We start from the raw sequence: 20635 nt of genomic DNA, 5'->3' as shown, positions 1-20635 counted from the left end.
GGGGTGGTGGGGTGATTTCAGGCGTTGGCGGCAGGCGGCACCGGTACGGCGACGGGCTTGCTGCGCTCCGAGATGGAGCGCGGCCCGCGGCCGATGGCCACCATGCCGGACTGCACGAGCTCGCGGATCCCGAAGGGCTCCAGCACGCGCAGGAAGTCGGAGATCTTGCCGTCGTTGCCGACGATCTGCATGGTGATGGCGTCCGAGGCGACGTCGATGACCTTCGCCTTGAACAGCTGGACGACGTCGAGGACCTCGCCGCGGTTCTCCGCCGTGGCGGCGACCTTGACCAGCACCAGCTCGCGGTTGACCGAGGCGGTCGGGTCGAGCTCGACGATCTTGATGACCTCGACCAGCTTGTTGAGCTGCTTGGTGACCTGCTCGAGCGGCGAGGAATCGACGCTGACCACGATCGTCATCCGCGAGATCTCGTCGTGCTCGGTCGGGCCGACCGCGAGCGACTCGATGTTGAAGCCGCGACGGCTGAACAGCGCGGAGATGCGCGCCAGGACGCCGGGCTTGTCCTCGACGAGGACGGACAGGGTGTGCTTGGCCATCAGAGGTCGTCCTCGTCGAACTGGGGCGCGAGGTCGCGCGCGTACTTGATGTCGTCGTTGCTGGTGCCGGCGGCGACCATCGGCCACACCATGGCGTCGCGGTGGACCCGGAAGTCGACGACCACGGGCACGTCGTTGATCTCCATCGCCTTCTGGATGGTCGCGTCGACGTCGTCGGGCGACTCGCAGGCCAGCCCCACGCAGCCGTAGGCGTCGGCCAGCTTCACGAAGTCGGGGATCCGCTTCGAGTGCAGGTCGGTGTTGGAGTAGCGCGAGTTGTAGAACAGCGTCTGCCACTGGCGCACCATGCCGAGCGACTCGTTGTTGATGATCGCGACCTTGATCGGGATGTTGTTGATCGCGCAGGTGGCGAGCTCCTGGTTGGTCATCTGGAAGCAGCCGTCACCGTCGACCGACCACACGGTCTGGTCGGGCATCGCGACCTTCGCACCCATCGCGGCCGGGACCGAGAAGCCCATGGTGCCGAGACCGCCGGAGTTGATCCAGGTGTTGGGGCGCTCGTAGCCGACGAAGTGCGCGGCCCACATCTGGTGCTGGCCGACGCCCGCGGTGTAGATCGTGTCGGGGCCGGAGATGACGCCGAGCCGCTCGAGGACGTACTGCGGCGCGAGGCCGCCGTCCGCAGGACGGTCGTAGCCGAGCGGGTACTTCTTCTTCACCCCGGCGCAGAACGCGACCCAGCCCTCGTAGTCGCCGGTGTTGCCGGCCTCCTGCTCGGTGCGCAGGGTGGTGATCAGGTCGACCAGCACCTCGCGCACGTCGCCCACGATCGGGACGTCGGCGTACCGGTTCTTGCCGATCTCGGCCGGGTCGATGTCGGCGTGGATGACCTTCGCGCCGGGCGCGAACGAGTCGAGGTTGCCGGTGACGCGGTCGTCGAAGCGGGCGCCGAGGCTGATGATCAGGTCGCTCTTCTGCAGCGCCGCGACGGCCGCCACGGTGCCGTGCATGCCGGGCATGCCGAGGTGCTGCGGGTGGCTGTCGGGGAAGGCGCCGCGGGCCATCAGCGTGGTGACCACCGGGATGCCGGTGAGCTCGGCGAGGGCCAGCAGCTCCTTGGAGGCGCCGGAGCGGATGGTGCCGCCGCCGACGTACAGGACCGGCTTGCGCGACTCGAGCATGAGGCGCGCGGCCTCGCGGATCTGCTTGGCGTGCGGCCGGGTCACCGGGCGGTAGCCGGGCAGGTTCAGCTCGGTGGGCCACTGGAAGGTGGTGCCGGACTGCAGCGCGGACTTCGTCACGTCGACCAGGACCGGGCCCGGCCGGCCGGTCGAGGCGATGTGGAAGGCCTCGGCGATCTTGGTGGGGATCTCCGCGGGGTCGGTCACCAGGAAGCTGTGCTTGGTGATCGGCATCGTGATGCCGCGGATGTCCGCCTCCTGGAAGGCGTCCGTGCCGATCAGCGAGGCGCCGACCTGGCCGGTGATCGCGACCATCGGCAGCGAGTCCATGTGGGCGTCGGCGAGCGGGGTGACCAGGTTGGTCGCACCGGGGCCGGACGTCGCCATGCAGACGCCGACCCGGCCGGACGCGGCGGCGTACCCCTGCGCGGCGTGGCCCGCACCCTGCTCGTGGCGCACGAGGATGTGCCGGATGCTGCTGTCCATCAGCGGGTCGTACGCCGGGAGGATCGCTCCACCCGGGATGCCGAAGATGTCGGTGACACCGGCCGCCTCGAGGGACCGGACCAGGCTCTGTGCGCCGGTGATGGTCTCGCCCGAGCCCTGCTGCTCACTCATCCGAGTCGTTCCTTGTCTGCTGTGGTGGGCTGAACTGCTGGTCGTAACTCAACAAAAAACCCCTCGGTTGCTGGGCAACGAGGGGTGGACGCGCTGGCGATTGACTGACGGATTGTCCTGGTCAGGATCAGCCGGCGCGTCCGGTGCGTACGAGAAGCAGGTCATGCATGGAATCACCGTAGCCGCCGCACGTCGTGCCGTCGAACCAGTGTCTCACACGTCTCAAATGTCAAGACAGCAGTCTCAGGATTTGTCCATCTCGTCGGCCAGCGCCCGGAGCGCGGCGATCGCCTCAGGGAGTCCGTCCAGCGTCCGGCTCGCGACGGTCTCGACGTGGGCGACCACGACGGCCGGGGCGCCGGCGGACCACAGGTGCCCTGCGAGCAGGAGCGCGTCGCGGTGGTCACCCAGCCGGCCCTGGATGTCCTTGCCCGCGGCGGCTCGCTCGCTGTCCCCCACGGCGTCGGCGACGTGGCGCAGCCGGCGCGCGGCCTTGCGGACGTCGTGGGAGGTCTCCCCCTCGGCCGCCCGGTCCAGGACCCGTTGCACCTCGTGGCGCAGCACCGTCCCCGTCACCCGGTCGGCACGACGCCGGGCCCGGCCGGCGAGCCGGACCTCCTCGCCCCACATGCCGAGGAGGTGGTCCAGGGCCGCTGCGTCCGGGGAGTCGTGCCAGGCGACGAGGACCGCGTGCGCCCCGTCGTGGGCGGCGAGCAGCGGATCGACGAGCCCGCGCCCGAGGTCGGTGCGGCCCAGCTCGACCAGCACCCGCCGGCAGTCCTCGGCCCGGACCTCGAGGTCGCGGCCGGCGCCCAGCAGGGCACCGTACGACGCCAGGTGGGCCCGCAGCTCCCGCGCCGGCCGTTTCTCGACGTACCGCCCGAAGCCGGCCAGCACGTTGCGCAGCCGGCGCACCGACGTTCGCAGCTGGTGGACCGCGTCGGGCTCGTCGGCCAGGGCCGGCTCCCGCCCGGCGCGGATGTCGGCGACCAGGTCGCCGATCACGGTGGAGAGCAGGTCGCCTGCCGGGGTGTCCGCCACACCTCCCATTCTGACGGACGCCCCGGCAGGGCGGATCTTCCCGAGATCAGGGTGCGATCAGCGCGCGATCAGCGCAGCGAGCCCAGCAGCAGCCAGATCCCGACCGGCATCGGCCGGCCCCAGTCGCCGTCGAGCGCGGTCACCGGGATGTTGTTGGCGGCCAGCGCCGTGGTGTCGGCGTTGGGCCGGGTCTCGGTCGCCGGGGCGCCCGCGGAGAGGAGGTACGTGCCGCCCGTGGCCGGCACGTTGCCGGCGTAGGTCAGGCCCAGGTCACTGCTGCGGCCCACGTCGGCCTTGACCGCACGGCCCAGGGTCTCGCCGGCGCCCACGAACGGGAAGTTCACGTTGAGGACCAGGTCGTCGGCCAGCAGGTTGCGCTTCACCAGGCCGCCGAGCAGCTTGACCGTGAAGTCGGCCGCGCCCGTGAACGGGACGTTGGGGATCTGGGCCAGGTCGCGCGGGACCTCCGCGCTCACCGCGACCGCGGGGACCGCGTACTCGTGGGCAGTCACGACCGCGCCGACCGTGCCGGAGTGGTTGAGCGTGGCACCGATGTTCTGGCCGAAGTTGGTGCCGGACAGCACCACGTCCGGGCCGCCGCTCCAGTAGTTCTTCGCGAACCGGCTCAGGCCGACGTTGACCGCGTCGGCGGGCGACGCCGACGGCGTGGTCGACGAGCAGGGACCGGCCGCGGCGCAGACGCCGAACACGGCGCCGCCGGTCGACGTACCGGCGCAGTCACCGGCGTACGCCGCCGGCACCGTCACGGCCTGGACCGTCAGCGGCACCGGCGCGAACCCCGGCGAGGTCATCCGGGCGCCCGCACCGCTCTGCTGCGACCAGGGCGCGACCACGAGGACGTCGGCACCGGCGTTGCACAGCGCCCGACGCAGGACGTACAGGCCCTTGCCGTCGGTGCCGAAACCGGCGTCGGCGCCGCGGGCGCTGTCGTCGTTGGTGAGCAGCACCTTGAGCCCGGCCAGGGGCGGCGCGGTCGTCCCGGCGGTCACCGTCTCGGACGGCGCCGCGGTGACGGGCGACGCGGCGACGATGCCGGCGACACCGGCAGCGAGGCCGACACCGGCGGCCAGCAGGCGCGGGAGCAGGGGGCGGGAGGGAACAGGACGCATCGCGATCTCCTCGTGGAGGGTGGTACCCGAGTGGAACGCGTTCTACATTCAGGGCCCGGACGTGCACGCGTCCAAGACCTGTTCGGCATGGCACCGTCCCGGAGGTGAGATGAACATCCAGCAGCTGCGGTACGTCGTCGCGACCGCCGAGCGCGGCAGCATGACCGCCGCCGCCGCGGCCCTGTTCGTGGCCCAGCCGGCGCTCAGCCGTGCCGTCCGGCAGCTGGAGCGCGAGCTGGACCTGCCGCTGTTCGCCCGCGACGGACGCGGCGTCGCCCTGACCCCGGCCGGCCAGACCTTCGTGCACCGCGCCCGCGCCGTGCTGCGCAGCATCGACCAGCTGGGCACCACCGTCGCCGCCGACCAGGGCTCGGCACCACTCGTCATCGCCGCGTCGCCCACGCTGCAGGCGGCTCTCGCCATCCCGATCATCGCCGGGCTGCGCGAGCACGGCGCGCGGCTCCACGCCCGCCTGCTCGGTGCCGGCAGCTCGGCCGAGGTCGCCGAGCTCGTCGCCGAGGGCCGCGCCGACCTCGGCCTGTGCGACAGCGCGGTCCCGGCCGACCTGCACCAGGTCGTGATCGGCCGGGCCGAGGTGCGGCTCTACTCCCCCGCGGGCCTCGACCTGCCGGAGCGCGTCACCTTCGCCGACCTGGCGAGCGTCCCGCTCGTGCTGCCCACCGCCGGCTCGGACCGGCGCGCGACGCTCGACGCGTTCTTCGAGGGCTGCGGGATCACGCCCGACGTCGCGGTCGAGACCGACGAGCGGCACGCCTGGCTGGCGGCCGTCAGCAGCGGCGTCGCGTCGTGCCTGTGGCACAGCCTCGACCCGCGGCGGGCACCGCTGCCCGGCGTGGTCTCGCGCGGCTTCGACCCGCCGATGCACCGCACCCTGCTCGCCGTGCACCGTCCGGACGACGAGCGCGCGGCGTCGCGGCTGCTGCTCGACGTGCTGCGCCAGGTGGGTGAGCTGGTGGCCTGAGGCTGCCTGCTGGCTCCCTGTTGAGTTGTGGGTCGTCGGTCAGGGAAGCACCACCTCCCCCACCGGCCCGGGGTTGTAGGCGACTTCCCAGCGGTAGCCGTCGGGGTCGGCGAAGTAGCCGGAGTAGCCGCCCCAGTCGCGCTGGACCGCGGCGTGCACCTCGGGCGCACCGGCTGCCCGCGCCGCCTCGAGCACCTCGTCGACGCCCGCCGGCGTGGGCATGTTGTGGGCGATCGTCATCGGGGGGACGCCCGGACCGCGCATGGTCGCGCCCACCTCGGCCTCGAAGTGGCTGCGCTCCCACAACGAGAGGACGAGCAGCTGGCCCGCCTTGAACATGAGCACCTCGCCGGGCACGTCGAGCTCGGGCACCCACCCCAGGCCGTCGCGGTAGAAGCGCCGGGTGGCGTCGAGGTCGTCGACGGCGAGGGTGATGAAGCTGATCCGCTGGTCCATGCCTGCCACTCAAGCACCGGGCCCCGACAGTGACCGCCGTCACAGCCGCTCGTTGTGGAGAACATGCTCCCACGTCGTACCGCCACCCTGCGCGTCCTGCTCGGCTCCCTCGCCCTGGCCGCCCCGGTCCTCGCCGTCGCAGCCCCGGCGCCGTCACGGGCAGTGGACCAGCCCACCTTCGACGAGTACGTCGCCCTGGGCGACTCCTGGTCGGCCGACGTGGTCTTCCTCGACAAGGACGGGCTGCCGGACGCGACGTACGTGCCGATCGACTGCGCGCAGTCGCACAGCAACTACCCGAAGCTGGTGGCGAAGCAGCTCGGCGTCACGACCTTCCGCGACGCCACCTGTGGATCCGCGACCACCGACGACTTCACGCAGCCGCAGAAGCTACCTCTCGGCGGCGTGAACCCGCCCCAGCTCGACCGCCTGACGCCCACCACCGACCTGGTGACGGTCGGCATCGGCGGCAACGATGCCGGGATCGCGAGCGGGGCGATGTCGTGCATCTCGCTGTCGCCGATCGGCATCCCGGCGCCGAGCCTGCCGCTGCCCGACGTGCTGCCGCTGGTCGACGTGTCGCAGCCGCCGTTGGGCGCCTGCAAGCAGCGGTTCACCGCGGGCGGTGTCGACCGGCTGGCGGCGAACATCGAGGCGTCCGAGGACAAGGTGGTGGGCGCGCTCGAGGAGATCCACCGCCGCTCCCCCGAGGCCCGGGTGCTGCTGGTCAACTACCTCGACGCGATCCCGGAGCGCGGCTGCTGGCCGGTCGTCCCGATCACCAACCCCGACATGGCCTACCTGCACGACACCTTCGCCAGGCTCAACGCGATGCTCGTGCGGGCCGCCGACCGCGGCGACGCCGAGCTGGTCGACACGCACCCGCTCAGCACCGGGCACCACGTGTGCACCGGCCCGCTGACGAGGTACGTCGAGGGGCTCGGCGTGGTCTCGCTCAACGGGCTCGCCGTCGCCGTACCCGCGCACCCGAACTCCGCCGGCGCGCGGGCGCAGGCGCGGTCGGTGCTGCAGGTCCTCGGTCGCTAGCGGGCGGCGGAGAGGGCCGTCCGCTGCCGGCCGGTGTCGTCGAAGTTCGCCGGTTCCAGCCACCGCTCGTGGGCCGCGCGGATCGCGGGCCACTCCCCGTCGGTGACCGCGAACCAGTCGGTGTCGCGGTTGCGGCCCTGGGCGACCATGTGGTTGCGGAACCGGCCCTCCTCGACGAAGCCGAGCCGCAGCGCAGCGCGACGCGACGCTTCGTTGAGGCTGTCGCACTTCCACTCGAAGCGCCGGTAGCCGAGGTCGAACGCATTCCTCATCAGCAGGTGGATCGCCTCGGTCGCAGCCCGGGTGCGCTGCAGGGCGCGGCCGAGGAGGACGCCGGCGACCTCGACCTGGCCGTGGGTGGGATCGATCCGCATGTACGACGCGATGCCGGCCGCCGTACCCGCGGCCTCGCCCTCCAGCGGCACGAGCGCGAAGGTCACCATCGCGGGGTCGTCGAGGTGGGCGGCGAGGTGCATCCACAGCTCGGGCAGGTTCCGCGGCTTCGGGATCGGCCGGTAGGTCCACAGGTCGCCGTCCGCCTCGCCGCAGGTCGCGGCGAACAGCTCGGCGTAGCGGGCCGAGCCGAGGGGCTCGACGGCGACGTACCGGCCCTGCAGCAGCACCGGCTCGGGCCACGGCCGCGGCTCCCAGTCGGCAACCGGGACGCCGATCGCCTGGCCGTGCTCGTTGGTCTGCATCGACGTCCTCTCGCTCACTGGTACGAGACGAACCGGACCCGTGGGCGGATCCGGTGGACCGCCTTCGCACCCATCCGGTTGTAGTCCTCGTCGTAGAAGAGCTTGAAGCCCATCGCGAAGATGTCAGGTCGCGCGACGGCACGGTAGGTGGCCAGCTTCTGGCCGCGGTTGCCGAAGCCGTCGACGTGCTGGAGCAGCTGGAGGCCGTCGCGGGCCTTGACCCGGCCGATGTGGCGCACCATCGAGGTGCGGAACTGGTGGACGACGAACAGCTTCTCGGGCAGGTCGTTCTCGACGACGAGCCTCGAGAGCCAGGCGCTGGTGCGGTTGACCTCGCCGGCGCCGACGCTGCCGATGACCTGGGCCGGGCGCTGCCCACGTCGTACGCGCCACTCGGGGTCGATGGCCAGGCTGACGTGGGGCTGCTCGAGCGCCCACTCCCAGCGCTTCGCGACCTCGAGGAAGTCGGTACGGCCGGTCTGGAGGTCGAGCACGAGGAGGGCGCCGAGGTCGCGGGCCGCGTCGACGTACTCCTGGACGGCGGCACGACCGATGTCGTGGCTGAAGTCGCGGTCCTTGCCGGGGTGGCCGTCGGCGACGCTGACGATCAGCTCGAACACCGGGCGCACCGGGCGGCCGGGGCGCTCGAAGGGCGCGGCGGCGCGCTGCAGGCGGCGAAACGCCTTCGTCGGCGAGGTCTCCCCCAGCACGCCGAGGGAACCGGTGCCGGGCGTGCCGTAGTAGGCCACGAGCATGCCGCGGTCCGGCAGGACCCGCTCCCTCTGCCAACGGGGCGTGCCGGTGGGCAGATTCGGCGGCGACGGCGCGACGGGCGCGGGCTTCGTCGGAGGTACGGCGGCCGCGGGCGCGCGGTCGCGGTCCCGGTTGGTGTGCCCCGGGTCCGTGAACGCGGCCAGCAGCAGCGCCAGCCCCAGGATGAGGACGGCGGCGACGCGGTGCGGACCGGTCACCAGAGCGAGCGCAGGGTCGCGTCGGTCTGGGACGACTCCGGGTCGGCCGCGTCGCGGACGAAGACGGCGGTGATCGTGCCGCCACGCTCGTCGTGCGCGTCGCGCAGCGCCCGCCAGGCGGCGAGGTTGGGATGTCCGACCTCGGTGCAGGCGGTCGCGGGCGCCAGCGTGGTGATTGCCTCGTCGAGCTGCTGGCGGCTCACCTCGATCGTCGCGGTGGCGCCGTCGTGCTTGAGCACCGTCGCGAGGATGACCGCCGGCAGGCCGTGCTGGGCGCCGGGCGCGTTGACGTGACCGATCTCGCCGTCGAGCGCGAGCGCCCAGGAGCACGGCGCCCGCCAGCCGTCGATCTGCGCGGCGAGCCGCTCCCGGATCCGGCCCAGGCCCGCGAGCGTGGACCACTCGTCGAGCGGGTCGAAGTCGAAGGCGGGCAGCCCGTCGATGCTGGTGCGGTTCTTGCGGCGGCGGTAGTCGGCGGAGCCGTCGACCCCCTTGCGCTCGAAGTACGGCGCCAGCAGGTCCCGCTCGCCGGCGTACTCCATCAGCGGGACCGACCAGCCGCACGAGTCGGAGATCCGCTCGATGTCGACGACGACCACGGCCCGCGCGCCGGGCAGGTCGGTGAAGCGGGCCGCGAGACCGGCGTACTCCTCGTCGTAGACCGTCACCACGCGGCCACGGCCGTGGAAGCGGACGATGTTGGGTGCGCCCTCGAAGGCGCAGAACATCACCGTGATCCGGCCGTTCTCGCGCAGGTGGGCGATCGTCTCGCTGCCGCTGCCGGTGCCGTCGAGCCACGCGAAGGTGGTCTCGTCGACCAGGCCGAAGGTCCCCGGGATGCCGCGCGGCGACAGGTTCAGGTGCCCGTCACCGGCCAGCGGCGCGGTCGCGACGAAGAACACCTGCTGCGCGTCGACGAACTCCCGGAGCCGTCCGTCGACCCTCGCGTGGACCTTCCCCATCGCTTACTCGGGGACGCGGCGGTACGCACCGTCGGAGGCCGCGGTGGCCATCGACGCATACGCCCGCAGCGCGGCCGAGACCGGACGCTGGCGGTCGAGCGGGGTGTAGGGCTTGTCCCGCTTCTCCTGCAGGATCTTGCGCTCGAACAGCGTGTGGTCGTCGACGTCGAGGTGGATGGTCCGGTTGGGGATGTCGATCGAGATCGGGTCGCCGTCCTCGATCAGCGCGATCAGGCCACCGCCCGCCGCCTCGGGCGAGATGTGCCCGATGGACAGGCCGCTGGTGCCGCCGGAGAACCGGCCGTCGGTGATCAGCGCGCACTTCTGGCCCAGGCCGCGACCCTTGAGGAAGGCCGTCGGGTAGAGCATCTCCTGCATGCCGGGGCCGCCCTTGGGGCCCTCGTAGCGGATGACCACGACGTGGCCCTCCTCGACCTTCTTTCCGAGGATGCCCTCCACAGCGGCGTCCTGGGACTCGAAGACGATCGCGGTGCCGTGGAAGACCAGCGACTCCTCGGGCACACCGGCCGACTTCACGACGCAGCCGTCGACCGCGATGTTGCCGGTGAGGATCGCCAGACCGCCGTCGGCGGAGTAGGCGTGGTCGAAGTCGCGGATGCAGCCCTCGGCGGCATCCGTGTCGAGGGTGCCCCAGCGGTTCTCGGTGGAGAACGGCTCCGTCGTACGGACGCCGCCGGGGGCGGCCTGGAACAGCTCCAGCGCCTCGGGCGACGGATTCGCACCGCGGATGTCCCACGTGTCGAGCCACTCGTCGAGGTTGGGCGAGTGCACGGAGTGGACGCCCTCCTTGAGGGCGCCGCCGCGGCGCAGCTCACCGAGCAGGGCGGGGATGCCGCCGGCGCGGTGGACGTCCTCCATGTGGAACTTCGGCGAGTTCGGCGCGACCTTGCTGAGGCACGGGACGCGACGTGAGATCGCGTCGATGTCGTGGACGTCGAAGTCGAGCTCGGCCTCACGGGCCGCGGCGAGCAGGTGAAGGACCGTGTTGGTCGAGCCGCCCATCGCGACGTCGAGCGCCACGGCGTTCTCGAACGCCTCGCGGTTGGCGATGTTGCGCGGCAGGACCGACTCGTCGTCGCCGTCGTAGTAGCGACGGCACAGGTCCATCACGACCCGGCCGGCCTCCTCGAACAGCGCACGGCGCTTGGCGTGGGTGGCCAGAGTCGAGCCGTTGCCCGGCAGCGACAGGCCGATCGCCTCGGTCAGGCAGTTCATCGAGTTGGCGGTGAACATGCCCGAGCAGGAGCCGCAGGTCGGGCAGGCCGAGCGCTCGATGGTGTCGAGCTGCTCGTCGGTCACGGCCTCGTTGGCCGAGGCCACCATCGCGTCGACCAGGTCGAGCTTGCTGTGCACGATGCCCTCGATGGCCGTGGTCTTGCCGGCCTCCATCGGGCCACCGGACACGAAGACGACCGGGATGTTGAGGCGCAGCGCGGCCAGCAGCATGCCCGGGGTGATCTTGTCGCAGTTGGAGATGCAGACGATGGCGTCGGCGCAGTGCGCCTGCACCATGTACTCGACCGCGTCCGCGATCAGCTCGCGGCTCGGCAGGGAATAGAGCATGCCGCCGTGGCCCATCGCGATGCCGTCGTCGACGGCGATCGTGTTGAACTCCTTCGCGACACCGCCGGCCGCTACGACCGACTCCGCGACGATCTTGCCGAGGTCACGCAGGTGGACGTGACCGGGGACGAACTCGGTGAACGAGTTCGCGATGGCGATGATCGGCTTGCCGAAGTCCGAGTCGGTCATGCCGGTGGCGCGCCACAGGGCACGCGCGCCGGCCATGTTGCGGCCCGAGGTGGACGTCGCGGAACGAAGGGTGGGCATGGCGCAAGGCTACGCCTGTGGGCCACGCCACCCGGAGCCGATCTCAGCCCTGCTCGGCTGCCGCCTTCAGCGAGGCCAGTCCCTTCCGGAAGTCCTTGGCGATCGCCTTGTCGAAGAACAGCTTGCCCATCACCGCGAAGGCGAGGTTGCGCTGCCCGCTCATCGTCCAGGCCACCCGGGTGCTCTCGCCGACCGGCGTGAGGTCGAAGGTGACGACGTTCTCGGCCTTGAAGGGCTTGAGGAACTCGAGGTCGACGACGACCTGCGCCGGAGTGATCGAGGTGAAGGTCATCCGCCCCTCGCCGGCCTTCTTGTTGCCCGACCAGGCGTACGACGCCCCGACGCCGTCGCCGTCGTACGTCCGCGTCATGTCGGGGTCGAGGTCCTCCCACGGGGACCACCTGGTCCACTCCGGGAACGAGGCGACGAGGGCGTGGACGGTCGCGGGCGGGGCGGCGATGGTCGTCTCGTGGGTCTGCGAGAAGCAGGCATGGCGAAAGCCTAGGAGACCCCGACCTTGACCGACATGACGTCGGGCAGGTCGGCGGCGATCTGGCGCCAGGTCTCGCCGTCGTCGGCGGAGGCCCAGACCGAGCCGTTGCGGGCGCCGAGGTAGAGGCCCGCGGGGTCGTGGGAGTCGGCGCACATGGCGTCGCGCATGATGCCGACGTAGAAGGCGTCCGGCAGACCGGTGCCGTACGGCGTCCAGGACTCACCCGCGTCGTCGGAGCGCCACACCCGCGGCTTGGCGTCGGGCGGGTAGCGGCGGTCGCCGCCGCCGAGCGGGAACACCCAGATCGTGTCGGGGCGGTGGGGGTGGACGACGATCGGGAAGCCGAAGTCGCTGGGCAGGTCGTCGCCGATCGAGGTCCAGGAGCCGCCCTCGTCGTCGGAGCGGTAGACGCCACCGTGGTTCTGGGCGTAGAGGCGCTCGGGACGCGAGGGGTGGCGGGTGACCTTGTGGACGCACTGCCCGAACTCGGGGTAGCGCTGGTCCTCGGGGAGGAAGTCGGCGCGGATGCCCTGGTTGCGCGGCTCCCAGGAGGCACCGCCGTCGGTGGTGCGGTAGACACCGCCGGTGGAGATGGCGACCGTCATCGACGCCGGGTCGCTCGGGTGCGGAAGCACCGTGTGGAAGGCCTGGCCGCCGAACCCGGCGCCCCACTGCTCGCGGTGCGGGTGGTTCCACAGCCCCTCCTCGAGCGCGAAGCTGGCACCGCCGTCGCGCGAGGTGAACACCGCGCCGGGCTCGGTGCCGGCGTGCAGGACGCCGTCGCCGACGCCGGGGACGACCTGCCAGATCCGCTCGACGGTCGCGCCGGCGCCCTCGGGGAACCGGATCGCGCCGTTGGGTGTCTCCTGCCAGGTCGCGCCGAGGTCGTCGGACCAGCGCAGCTGCGGGCCGAGCCAGCTCGAGGACGCGCCGGCGAAGATCCGTGGGGCAGCGCCGCGGGTGTCGACCAGGCAGGAGTAGACCTCCTCCATGTCGTGGTGCGGACCGGTGAAGTCCCAGTCGACCCGGTCCTCGGACCGGCCCACCCAGAGCCCCTTGCGGGTGCCCACCATCAGGATCGTGGTCATCGTTCCTCCTCGCTGGCCTGCGCCGACCGACCTGGTCCTCCCCACTGTGACCCCGACCACCGACAGAAGTCATCGCTGCCGGCGGTCATTTCTTGAGTCCGTAGCCGCCACGGATGTAGCGCCCCGGCCCCAGCAACGACGCTGGAGCCATGACGACGCTGCTGGCCACCCTGGTCCTCGTGCCCGACCGCAGCGACGAGGTGCTGACCCGGCTGCGCAGCGAGGTGGCGCCGTGGCTGCGGCGACTGCCGGGCTTCGTGACCAGTCGCTGGCTGCTGGCCGCCGACCACGACCGCTGCACCGTGGTCGTGGAGCTGGCCGACGGGGCCGCCGTGCGCGACCTCGAGGCGGCGCTCGAGCCGGGCACCCACGACACCGCCCGGTCGTGGTGGTGCGAGCGGCTGGAGGCGGTCGAGGACCTCGGCCTGGCCACCCGGCCCAGCATCACGCTGTAGGTGCCTCCAGGTGCGCGCCCAGCTCGCTGCGATCGGCGCAGCCGGTGCGCTGCAGGAGCCGCGCGACATGGGTCTCGACGGTCCGCACCGAGAGGTAGAGCCGGTCCGCGATCTGCTTGTTCTGCAGGCCCTCGGCCACCAGCCCGAGCACGTCGTGCTCGCGGGCCGTCACCCCGAGTCGCTGCAGGTGGGCGGGGACACGTTGGGCGCCCGCCGCCTTCCTCGGTACGGCGAAGCCGGCCTCGCGCATCGCGACGCGACACCCCGACGCGGCCTCGGTGAGGCCGTACCCCACCAGCCCGTCGAGGCAGTGCCGGAACCACGGCTCGGGCGTCCCCCAGCCGTCACGGGCCGCCGCCGTCGCGACGAGCAGGCGGGCGTGCAGCTCGGGCCACGGCTCGCGGCCGGGCAGGCCCCACTCGGCGTCGGCGAAGACCCGCTCCGCCTCCGCCGCGTCGCCGGCGCGGCCGAGGGCGATCGCGTCGGCGTACCGCAGCGCGAAGGCGTTGTGGGGACTGTTGGCCTGCGGGCCGGAGCGCACCTCCTCGCGCGCCGCGGCACCGTCTCCCAGCGCCGTCTCGAGCAGCGCCCAGAACCCGCGCAGGGAGAACGGCAGGCTGGGCGAGCGGCGGTGGTACTCCATGGCAGTCGCGAGCTGGGCCCGCGACTCGTCGTACCGACCGTGACCGAGGGCGACGAACGACCGGATGTGCCCGGGGATCCCGACCAGGCGCAGCGCCTCGTCCATCGGCATCCCGCTGGCCGTCACGACGTCGGCCTCCATCGCATCGGCACGGCCGGCGAGGCCGTGGGTCGCCGCACGCAGCAGGTACGCCGTGGGCAGCTCCGGCAGCCGGAGCCGGCCCATCATCGCGATCGCGTTGTCGATCGCGGCCATCGCGTCGTCGAGGTCCAGGTAGCGGATCCGCACCAGGTTGAGGTCGATCTCGATCCGCGCGGCCACGGCGATGGCGCCGACGTCGAGCGCGACCCGCCGGGCGGCGACCAGCCGGTCCTCGCTCGGGCGGCGCGCGGCCAGGTCCAGCGCACCGAGGGCGGCGAGCAGCCGGCAGCGCCACAATGGCAGGTCCTCGGCGTCGGCGAGCCGGTAGCCGGCCTCGAAGGCCTCCTCGCCGGCGACGTGGTCGCGCGCCCGGGTGGCCCGGCCGAGCACCTCCCACGCCTCGCAGGCGATCTCCGGGCGGCCCTCCCCCACGACGGCCAGCGCGGCAGATGCCCGCTCCGCCGCGGCGAGGTCGTCCTCCCGGCCGAGCGCGAGCCGCGCGGCGAGTACGTGCTCCTGCACCGGGTCGTGGCCGGCGGCCGCGTCGAGCATCGCGTCGGCCTCGTCCCACCGGCCACCGGCGAGCAGGGCCCGCGCCAACCGGAGACGTACGGCGGCCAGCCGGCCCGGCTCGTCGACGAGCTCCGCGGTGAGCCGCTCCCCCGCCTCCAACGCGCGAGGCACGTCGCCCGCGAGCGCGTGCACCTCGACCTCGGCCTCGCGCGCCCGGCTCTCGAGCCCGCTGCCCGGCGTACTGCGTTGCAGTGCGCGGCCGATCGCCTCGCGGGCGCTGACCAGCGCACCCCGGTCGATCGCGTCCCGCGCGGTCGCCAGCCACAGCTCGACAGCCCGCTCGTCGTCGCCGGCGGCCTCGAAGAGCTCGGCGAGCTGGAGGTGGTCGTCCGCGGAGTCCGTCGTACGTCCTGCGAGCGCGGCGGCGAGCAGCCCGGCGAGGCGTGAGCGCTCCGGGGCCAGCAGGCCGGAGAGCACCGCCTCCCGGGTGAGCGCGTGCCGGAACACGAACCGGTCGGTCGATGCGGCCACGACCAGGCGATGTCGCGCAGCTCCCGCAGCGCGCCGGCGACCTCGGTGTCGGGGAGCGAGAGCGCGTCGGCCACGAGCTTCCAGTCGAACTCGGGCCCGAGCATCGCGGCGGCCATGGCGACGTCGCGGGCCGCGGGACCCACCTCGGCCAGCCGGGCCTCGACCGAGCGGGCGAACGGACGGGGCACCAGCACCGGCAGCGGGCCCTCCAGGAGCCCGGCATCACGCAGGTCGGCCAGCATCTCCTCGACGAACAGCGGGTAGCCGGCGCTGTACTTCTGCAGCCAGGCGACCACCGCGTCCGATGGCTCCACGTCGAGGCAGGCCCGCGCCATGGCAGCGATGTCGTCGTCGGCCATCGGCAGCAGGTCGACGGTCTCGGCGGAGCGCCGCCACTCGAGCGCGGTGACCAGCTCGTTGGCCTCCGGCGACTCGTGCAGCCGGCTGGTGACCACCACCAGGAGGGGCACCTCGCCGGTGTTGTCGCCGAGGTACTCCACCAGCGCGAGGGTCTCCGGGTCGGCCCAGTGCAGGTCCTCGATGACGAGCACCATGCCCGGCGCCGGGACCGTCCGGGCCAGCCGCAGCAGCCCCTCCCCGAGCAGCATCACCGAGGAGACGCCGTCGGGCGCGACCGGGCCGAGCTGGGGCGCGAGCCGCGCGAGCGCGGGCAGGTACGGCGCCAGCAACCGGTCGTCCGGGACATCATGGGTGCGCAGCCAGCCGAGCAGGGCCTCGCTGAGGGGGCGGAGCGGGGTCGGCGTACCCGAGGGGACGGCTCGCCCGGACAGCACCTCGAAGCCCCGCTCCGTGGCCTCCGCCACGAGCGCCGTCGCCAGCCGCGACTTCCCGATTCCGGGGTCGCCGCGCAGCACCCACAGCCCGCCCCGGCCCTCGCCGAGCGCCTCGAGGGCAGTACGAAGGCGCGCCCGTTCGTGGGTCCGAGAGACGAGCACCGGGGAGCGCACGTCGGCATCGTAGGCGGCGCCGCCGCGCGTGAGCTCGCGAACGCGCGCAACTCGACGCGTCTCGAAACCAGCTCGCGAGGTCTTGGCTCCGTGTTGCGTCCGTACCGCCCGGCGTTGGTTGCGTGGTGCGCGCGGATGTGGCCGGACCCCCGACGGGACGAACGTAGGTGTCACCGGGCCACACCGGATCTCCGAGAAGAAGTCGTCGGAAATCTGCAAGGTCCTGCCGGCGGGCTGCTCCTACTCCCGTCGATCACCCCCCTCCGCGAAAGGCAGCACCATGCGTACCCAGCTTCTCGGACTGACCACCGCAGCACTCGCCGTCAGCAGCGTCGCCCTCGGTCTGTCCGCCCCGGCCCAGGCCGTCGACGGCATCGACGGCGGCAACATCAGCACCTCCGGCGACGTGCCCACCTCGGTCGACGTCGCCGCCTTCGGCTCCGGTGACGCCCTGGCCACCTGGACCAAGCCGGTCGTCGGCGGCACCAAGGTGTACGCCGCCATCGCCACCGACGGCGTCTGGGGCAGCCCCCAGGCCGTGACCGCCGCCGCGGTCACCGACGCCCACGACGCCCACGCCGTCGCCAACGACAACGGCGACCTCGCCGTCGTGTGGAACCAGACGATCGGCGGCGAGCAGAAGGTGCGCGGCTCGCGGTACCTCGCCAACGGCACCTGGGACGGCTCCACGCTGCTCAGCGCGAGCACCGGCATCTCGACGATCGACACCATCGACGCCGGGATCGACGCGGCCGGCCGGGTGCACGTCGCGCTCGGCACCGAGAACCAGGGCGTCGACCGGATCCAGACGTCCTCGTGGCCCAAGGGCGCGCTGCCCTCCGTCGACACCTTCGCGGACCACACGTTCGCGCCCTCGATCGACGTGAACCCGGCGGGCGACGTCCTGCTGTCGTACTACGACACCGACAGTGGCCAGGACACGATCATGGTCACCCGGCGCAACGCATCGGTGGGCTGGCTGGGCCCGAAGCCGATCGTCTGGCCCGGCGACACCCAGAACGAGACCGAGGCGGAGCTGGCCGACGACGGCAGCGGAGCCGTGATGATGGGCGGCATCGAGGCCGCCAAGACCCGGGCCCTCGTGGTCCGAGTCAGCCCCGACGGCACGCTCGGCAACGTCGAGCTGGTCTCCCCGACCGGGGTCAGCACCTCGTACCGCGATCTCGCGGTCAGCCCCAACGGCACCCTGCAGGCCACCTGGACCGCGTTCGAGGGTGGGAACACCTACGTGATCCGCGCCGCCGTGGCCAAGCCCGGCCAGGGCTTCGGCACCGCCGCCCTCGCCGAGCCCAAGACGATCTCCAGTCAGGCGCACGTGAGCCTGGTGTCCGACGGCGCCGACCAGGTCGTCGTGCACAACGACGCCGACCAGCTGACCCTGCGTCACCACACCAACCCGGTGCTCCCGTGGGGCCAGTACGACGCCGGCGCCACTGACGGCGCGTTCGACGCCGACATGGACCGCGAGGGCAACGTCGTCGCCGTCGGCGTCGTCGAGGACGGCTTCTCGTCGTACGTCGAGGGGGACTTCCTCGACATCGCCGGCCCCGCTGCCTCGATCACGTCGCCCGGCCCCGTCGTCGCCGCGCCGGCCTTCGGCGTGGCCTGGAAGGTCACCGACTCCCTGTCCGGCGTGAAGAGCACCGACGTCATGGTCCGCTCCGCGGCCTGGAACGGCGCCTTCGGCCCGCAGCAGGTCATCGCCGACAACGTCACCACCTCCTCCCAGCCCTTCGCCGGCGCCTTCGGCAGCACCTACTGCTTCCAGGCCCAGGGCATCGACAAGGCCAACAACCTCGGCTTCCGCTCGACCGAGCGCTGCACCACCGTCCCGCTCGACGACACCGCCCTCGTCGGCAAGAAGTGGAAGCGGATCGCCAAGGCCGGCGCCTTCAACAACACCGCCACCACCACCAGCAAGAAGGGCCGCAAGCTGGTCCTGACCGGCGTCCAGGCCCGCCACCTCTCCCTCCTCGCCTCGACCGCGAAGAAGGGCGGCAAGGTCAAGGTCTACTGGAACGGCAAGGTCGTGAAGACCATCAACCTCAAGGGCAAGACCGGCCAGCTCACTGTTCCCGTCCTCGACCTCGGCAGCGTCCAGACCGGCACCCTCAAGATCAAGGTCGTCAGCAAGACCGGACGCAAGGTCACCATCGACGGCATCGTCGCCGCCAAGTAGCTCCACCCTCCGCCCCGCAGGGGGCGACGAACCGCCGGCCCGTGGGGGGCCGGCGGTTCGTGCCATTTCCGGCGGGACCGGCAAGAAACTTCTCCGGAAAACCTGCAAGGTCTCCCCCGCCCGCTGCTCCTACTCCCAACGACAACGAACCGGGCCCCGCCCGACCAGCACAGGGAGAACACCATGCGCACCACGAAGAGCACCTCGATCCGCAAGCAGGTCCTCGGCCTGGCGGCCGCCGCCGTCACCGTCGGCACCATCGGCCTCACCGGCAGCCCCGCCCAGGCGGTGGGCGGCATCGACGGCGGCAACATCAGCAACTACGGCGACGTCCCCACCTCGGTCGACGTCACCGCCTTCGGCTCCGGCGACGCGCTGGCGACCTGGACCCGGCCGGTGGTCGGCGGCACCAAGGTGTACGCCGCCATCGCCACCGACGGCGTCTGGGGAGCCGCGAAGACGGTCACCGCCGCCCCGGTCACCGACGCCCACGACGCCCACGCCGTGGCCAACGCCAACGGCGACCTCGCCGTCGTGTGGAACCAGACCACGGGCGGGGAGGAGAAGGTCCGCGGCTCGCGGTACCTCGCCAACGGCAGCTGGGACGGCTCCACGCTGCTCAGCCCCGCGGTCGACCTCGAGACCGTGCTCTCGCTCGACGCCGGCATGGACGGCGCCGGTCGGGTTCACCTCGCCTACGAGGCGGTGAACAACGGCGAGCACCGCGTGCAGACGACGATGTGGATCCCCGGTGCCGCGCCGCAGCTCTCCGCCCTCGACGACGACAGCTTCGAGCCGTCGCTCGACGTCAACGAGGCCGGCGACGTGCTGATGTCCTACTTCGACAGCACCAACGGCACCGAGGTCAAGGCGACCCGGCGCAACGCGAACGTCGGCTGGACCGGCCCGAAGTCGCTCTCCTGGATCGAGAACGTCATGGACGACACCGTCGCCGTCCTCGCGGACAACGGCGAGGGCGCCGTGATGATGGGCGGGATGGAGGACGGCAAGGTGCGCGCCGTCGTGACCCGGGTGTCCCCGACCGGCACCCTCGGCTTCCCCCAGGTGCTGTCGGCCGACGGCGTCAACGCGACCTGGCGCGACCTGGCGATGAGCCCGAACGGCACGATGCAGGCCACGTGGAGCGCGTTCGAGAACGGCGGGTACGTCGTCCGCGCGGCGGTCGCCAAGCCCGCTCAGGGCTTCGGCACCGCCGGCATCGCCGAGCCCGGCACCACCCTCAGCCAGCAGCACCGCAGCCTGGTCTCCGACGGCGCCGACCAGGTCGTCGTGCACAACGACGCCGACCAGCTGACCCTGCGCCACCACACCAACCCGGTGCTCCCGTGGGGCCAGTACGACGCCGGCGCCACTGACGGCGCCTTCGCCGCCGACATGGACCGCGAGGGCAACGTCGTCGCCGTCGGCGTCGTCGAGAACGCCTTCAACTCCTACGTGCAGGCCGACTTCCTCGACGTCGCCGGTCCGGCCGCGAAGATCACCGCACCTGGTGCGGTCGTCGGCTCGCCGAGCTTCGATGTCGCGTGGAACGTCTCCGACTCCCTGTCCGGCGTGAAGAGCACCGACGTCATGGTCCGCACCGCAGCCTGGAACGGCGGCTTCGGCCCCCAGCAGGTCATCGCCAACAACGTCACCACCTCCACCCAGCCCTTCGCCGGCACCTTCGGCAGCACCTACTGCTTCCAGGCCCAGGGCATCGACAAGGCCAACAACCTCGGCTTCCGCTCCACCGAGCGCTGCACCACCGTCCCGCTCGACGACACCGCCCTCGTCGGCAAGAAGTGGAAGCGGATCGCCAAGGCCGGGGCGTTCAACAACACCGCCACCACCACCAAGAGGAACGGCCGCAAGCTCGTCCTCACCGGTGTCCAGGCCCACCACATCGACCTGATTGTCGCCACGGCCAAGAAGGGCGGCAAGGTCAAGGTCTACTGGAACGGCAAGGTCGTGAAGACCATCAACCTCAAGGGCAAGACCGGCCAGGTCACCGTCCCGGTCCTCGACCTCGGCAGCGTCCAGACCGGCACCCTCAAGATCAAGGTCGTCAGCAAGACCGGACGCAAGGTCACCATCGACGGCATCGTCGCCGCCAAGTAGCGCCATCCGCCCGAGGGGGCGACGAGCCGC

The 20635-nt window shown here is 72.1% G+C and carries 17 protein-coding genes and 1 pseudogene; 5 read left to right on the top strand and 13 right to left on the bottom strand.

Going from position 1 to position 20635, the window contains the following annotated elements; translation table 11 throughout:
* Positions 1–17: 17 nt before the first annotated feature.
* The 4 genes from ilvN to surE form a co-directional block, all read right to left on the bottom strand.
* Positions 18–557: an acetolactate synthase small subunit gene (ilvN, locus tag ACZYRU_RS16775; RefSeq protein WP_488958238.1), complete on the bottom strand. Its 540-nt coding sequence runs from the start codon at positions 555–557 to the stop codon at positions 18–20.
* On the bottom strand, positions 557–2317 hold the full coding sequence (locus tag ACZYRU_RS16770) for an acetolactate synthase large subunit (protein ID WP_488958237.1): 1761 nt from the start codon (positions 2315–2317) through the stop codon (positions 557–559). The genes ilvN and ACZYRU_RS16770 overlap by 1 nt, the downstream gene beginning before the upstream one ends.
* Before the next feature lie 243 nt (positions 2318–2560).
* The gene (locus tag ACZYRU_RS16765) at positions 2561–3358 is read right to left on the bottom strand and encodes a CHAD domain-containing protein (RefSeq protein ID WP_488958236.1); all 798 of its coding nucleotides are present in this window, start codon (positions 3356–3358) and stop codon (positions 2561–2563) included.
* Positions 3359–3426: 68 nt separating this feature from the next.
* Positions 3427–4488, bottom strand: a complete 1062-nt coding sequence (gene surE / locus ACZYRU_RS16760) for a 5'/3'-nucleotidase SurE (RefSeq protein WP_488958235.1) — start codon at positions 4486–4488, stop codon at positions 3427–3429.
* 109 nt (positions 4489–4597) lie between these two features.
* On the opposite strand from surE, the gene ACZYRU_RS16755 reads away from it, so the two are divergent.
* Entirely contained in the window at positions 4598–5470 is an 873-nt protein-coding gene (locus ACZYRU_RS16755; protein ID WP_488958234.1) for a LysR family transcriptional regulator, read from the top strand.
* A 39-nt stretch (positions 5471–5509) separates the two neighbouring features.
* On the opposite strand, the gene ACZYRU_RS16750 is transcribed toward ACZYRU_RS16755, so the two are convergent.
* A complete protein-coding gene (locus ACZYRU_RS16750; RefSeq protein ID WP_488958233.1) occupies positions 5510–5926 on the bottom strand; it encodes a VOC family protein in 417 nt (138 codons plus the stop codon).
* 63 nt (positions 5927–5989) lie between these two features.
* Here ACZYRU_RS16750 and ACZYRU_RS16745 point away from each other — a divergent pair, with 63 nt between their 5' ends.
* Positions 5990–6973, top strand: a complete 984-nt coding sequence (locus tag ACZYRU_RS16745; RefSeq protein WP_488958653.1) for an SGNH/GDSL hydrolase family protein — start codon at positions 5990–5992, stop codon at positions 6971–6973.
* Here ACZYRU_RS16745 and ACZYRU_RS16740 read toward each other — a convergent pair.
* From ACZYRU_RS16740 to ACZYRU_RS16715, 6 genes are read right to left on the bottom strand one after another with little or no spacing between them, the layout of a single operon-like run.
* The gene (locus ACZYRU_RS16740) at positions 6970–7671 is read right to left on the bottom strand and encodes a GNAT family N-acetyltransferase (protein ID WP_488958232.1); all 702 of its coding nucleotides are present in this window, start codon (positions 7669–7671) and stop codon (positions 6970–6972) included. The genes ACZYRU_RS16745 and ACZYRU_RS16740 overlap by 4 nt on opposite strands.
* A gap of 14 nt (positions 7672–7685) precedes the next feature.
* Entirely contained in the window at positions 7686–8642 is a 957-nt protein-coding gene (locus ACZYRU_RS16735; RefSeq protein WP_488958231.1) for a hypothetical protein, read from the bottom strand.
* Positions 8639–9604: a pyridoxamine 5'-phosphate oxidase family protein gene (locus tag ACZYRU_RS16730; protein WP_488958230.1), complete on the bottom strand. Its 966-nt coding sequence runs from the start codon at positions 9602–9604 to the stop codon at positions 8639–8641. Before ACZYRU_RS16730 ends, ACZYRU_RS16735 begins: the two co-directional genes overlap by 4 nt.
* 3 nt (positions 9605–9607) lie before the next feature.
* A complete protein-coding gene (gene ilvD, locus ACZYRU_RS16725) occupies positions 9608–11455 on the bottom strand; it encodes a dihydroxy-acid dehydratase (protein ID WP_488958229.1) in 1848 nt (615 codons plus the stop codon).
* Between the two features lie 43 nt (positions 11456–11498).
* A complete protein-coding gene (locus tag ACZYRU_RS16720) occupies positions 11499–12017 on the bottom strand; it encodes an SRPBCC family protein (RefSeq protein WP_488958652.1) in 519 nt (172 codons plus the stop codon).
* Positions 11957–13036, bottom strand: coding sequence for a WD40/YVTN/BNR-like repeat-containing protein (locus tag ACZYRU_RS16715; RefSeq protein ID WP_488958228.1), 1080 nt, complete (start codon positions 13034–13036; stop codon positions 11957–11959). The genes ACZYRU_RS16720 and ACZYRU_RS16715 overlap by 61 nt, the downstream gene beginning before the upstream one ends.
* Positions 13037–13185: 149 nt before the next feature.
* Between ACZYRU_RS16715 and ACZYRU_RS16710 the strand changes: the two genes are divergently transcribed.
* A complete protein-coding gene (locus ACZYRU_RS16710; RefSeq protein ID WP_488958227.1) occupies positions 13186–13491 on the top strand; it encodes a hypothetical protein in 306 nt (101 codons plus the stop codon).
* Here the strand turns inward: ACZYRU_RS16710 and ACZYRU_RS16705 are convergent.
* Entirely contained in the window at positions 13481–15319 is a 1839-nt protein-coding gene (locus ACZYRU_RS16705; protein ID WP_488958226.1) for a LuxR C-terminal-related transcriptional regulator, read from the bottom strand. The two genes, ACZYRU_RS16710 and ACZYRU_RS16705, sit on opposite strands and share 11 nt — an antisense overlap.
* Positions 15320–15783: 464 nt before the next feature.
* Positions 15784–16275 (bottom strand): annotated as a pseudogene (locus ACZYRU_RS16700) (ATP-binding protein); the annotation flags it as partial.
* Between the two features lie 292 nt (positions 16276–16567).
* On the opposite strand from ACZYRU_RS16700, the gene ACZYRU_RS16695 reads away from it, so the two are divergent.
* A complete protein-coding gene (locus tag ACZYRU_RS16695) occupies positions 16568–18487 on the top strand; it encodes a hypothetical protein (protein ID WP_488958225.1) in 1920 nt (639 codons plus the stop codon).
* 183 nt (positions 18488–18670) lie between these two features.
* Positions 18671–20605 carry a hypothetical protein gene (locus ACZYRU_RS16690; protein WP_488958224.1) on the top strand — a complete coding sequence of 645 codons (1935 nt, stop codon included), beginning with the start codon at positions 18671–18673 and terminating at the stop codon, positions 20603–20605.
* Positions 20606–20635: the final 30 nt, after the last annotated feature.

The organism is Nocardioides sp. F233, from assembly GCF_057813895.1.
This window is presented reverse-complemented; position numbering and strand designations above follow the sequence as displayed.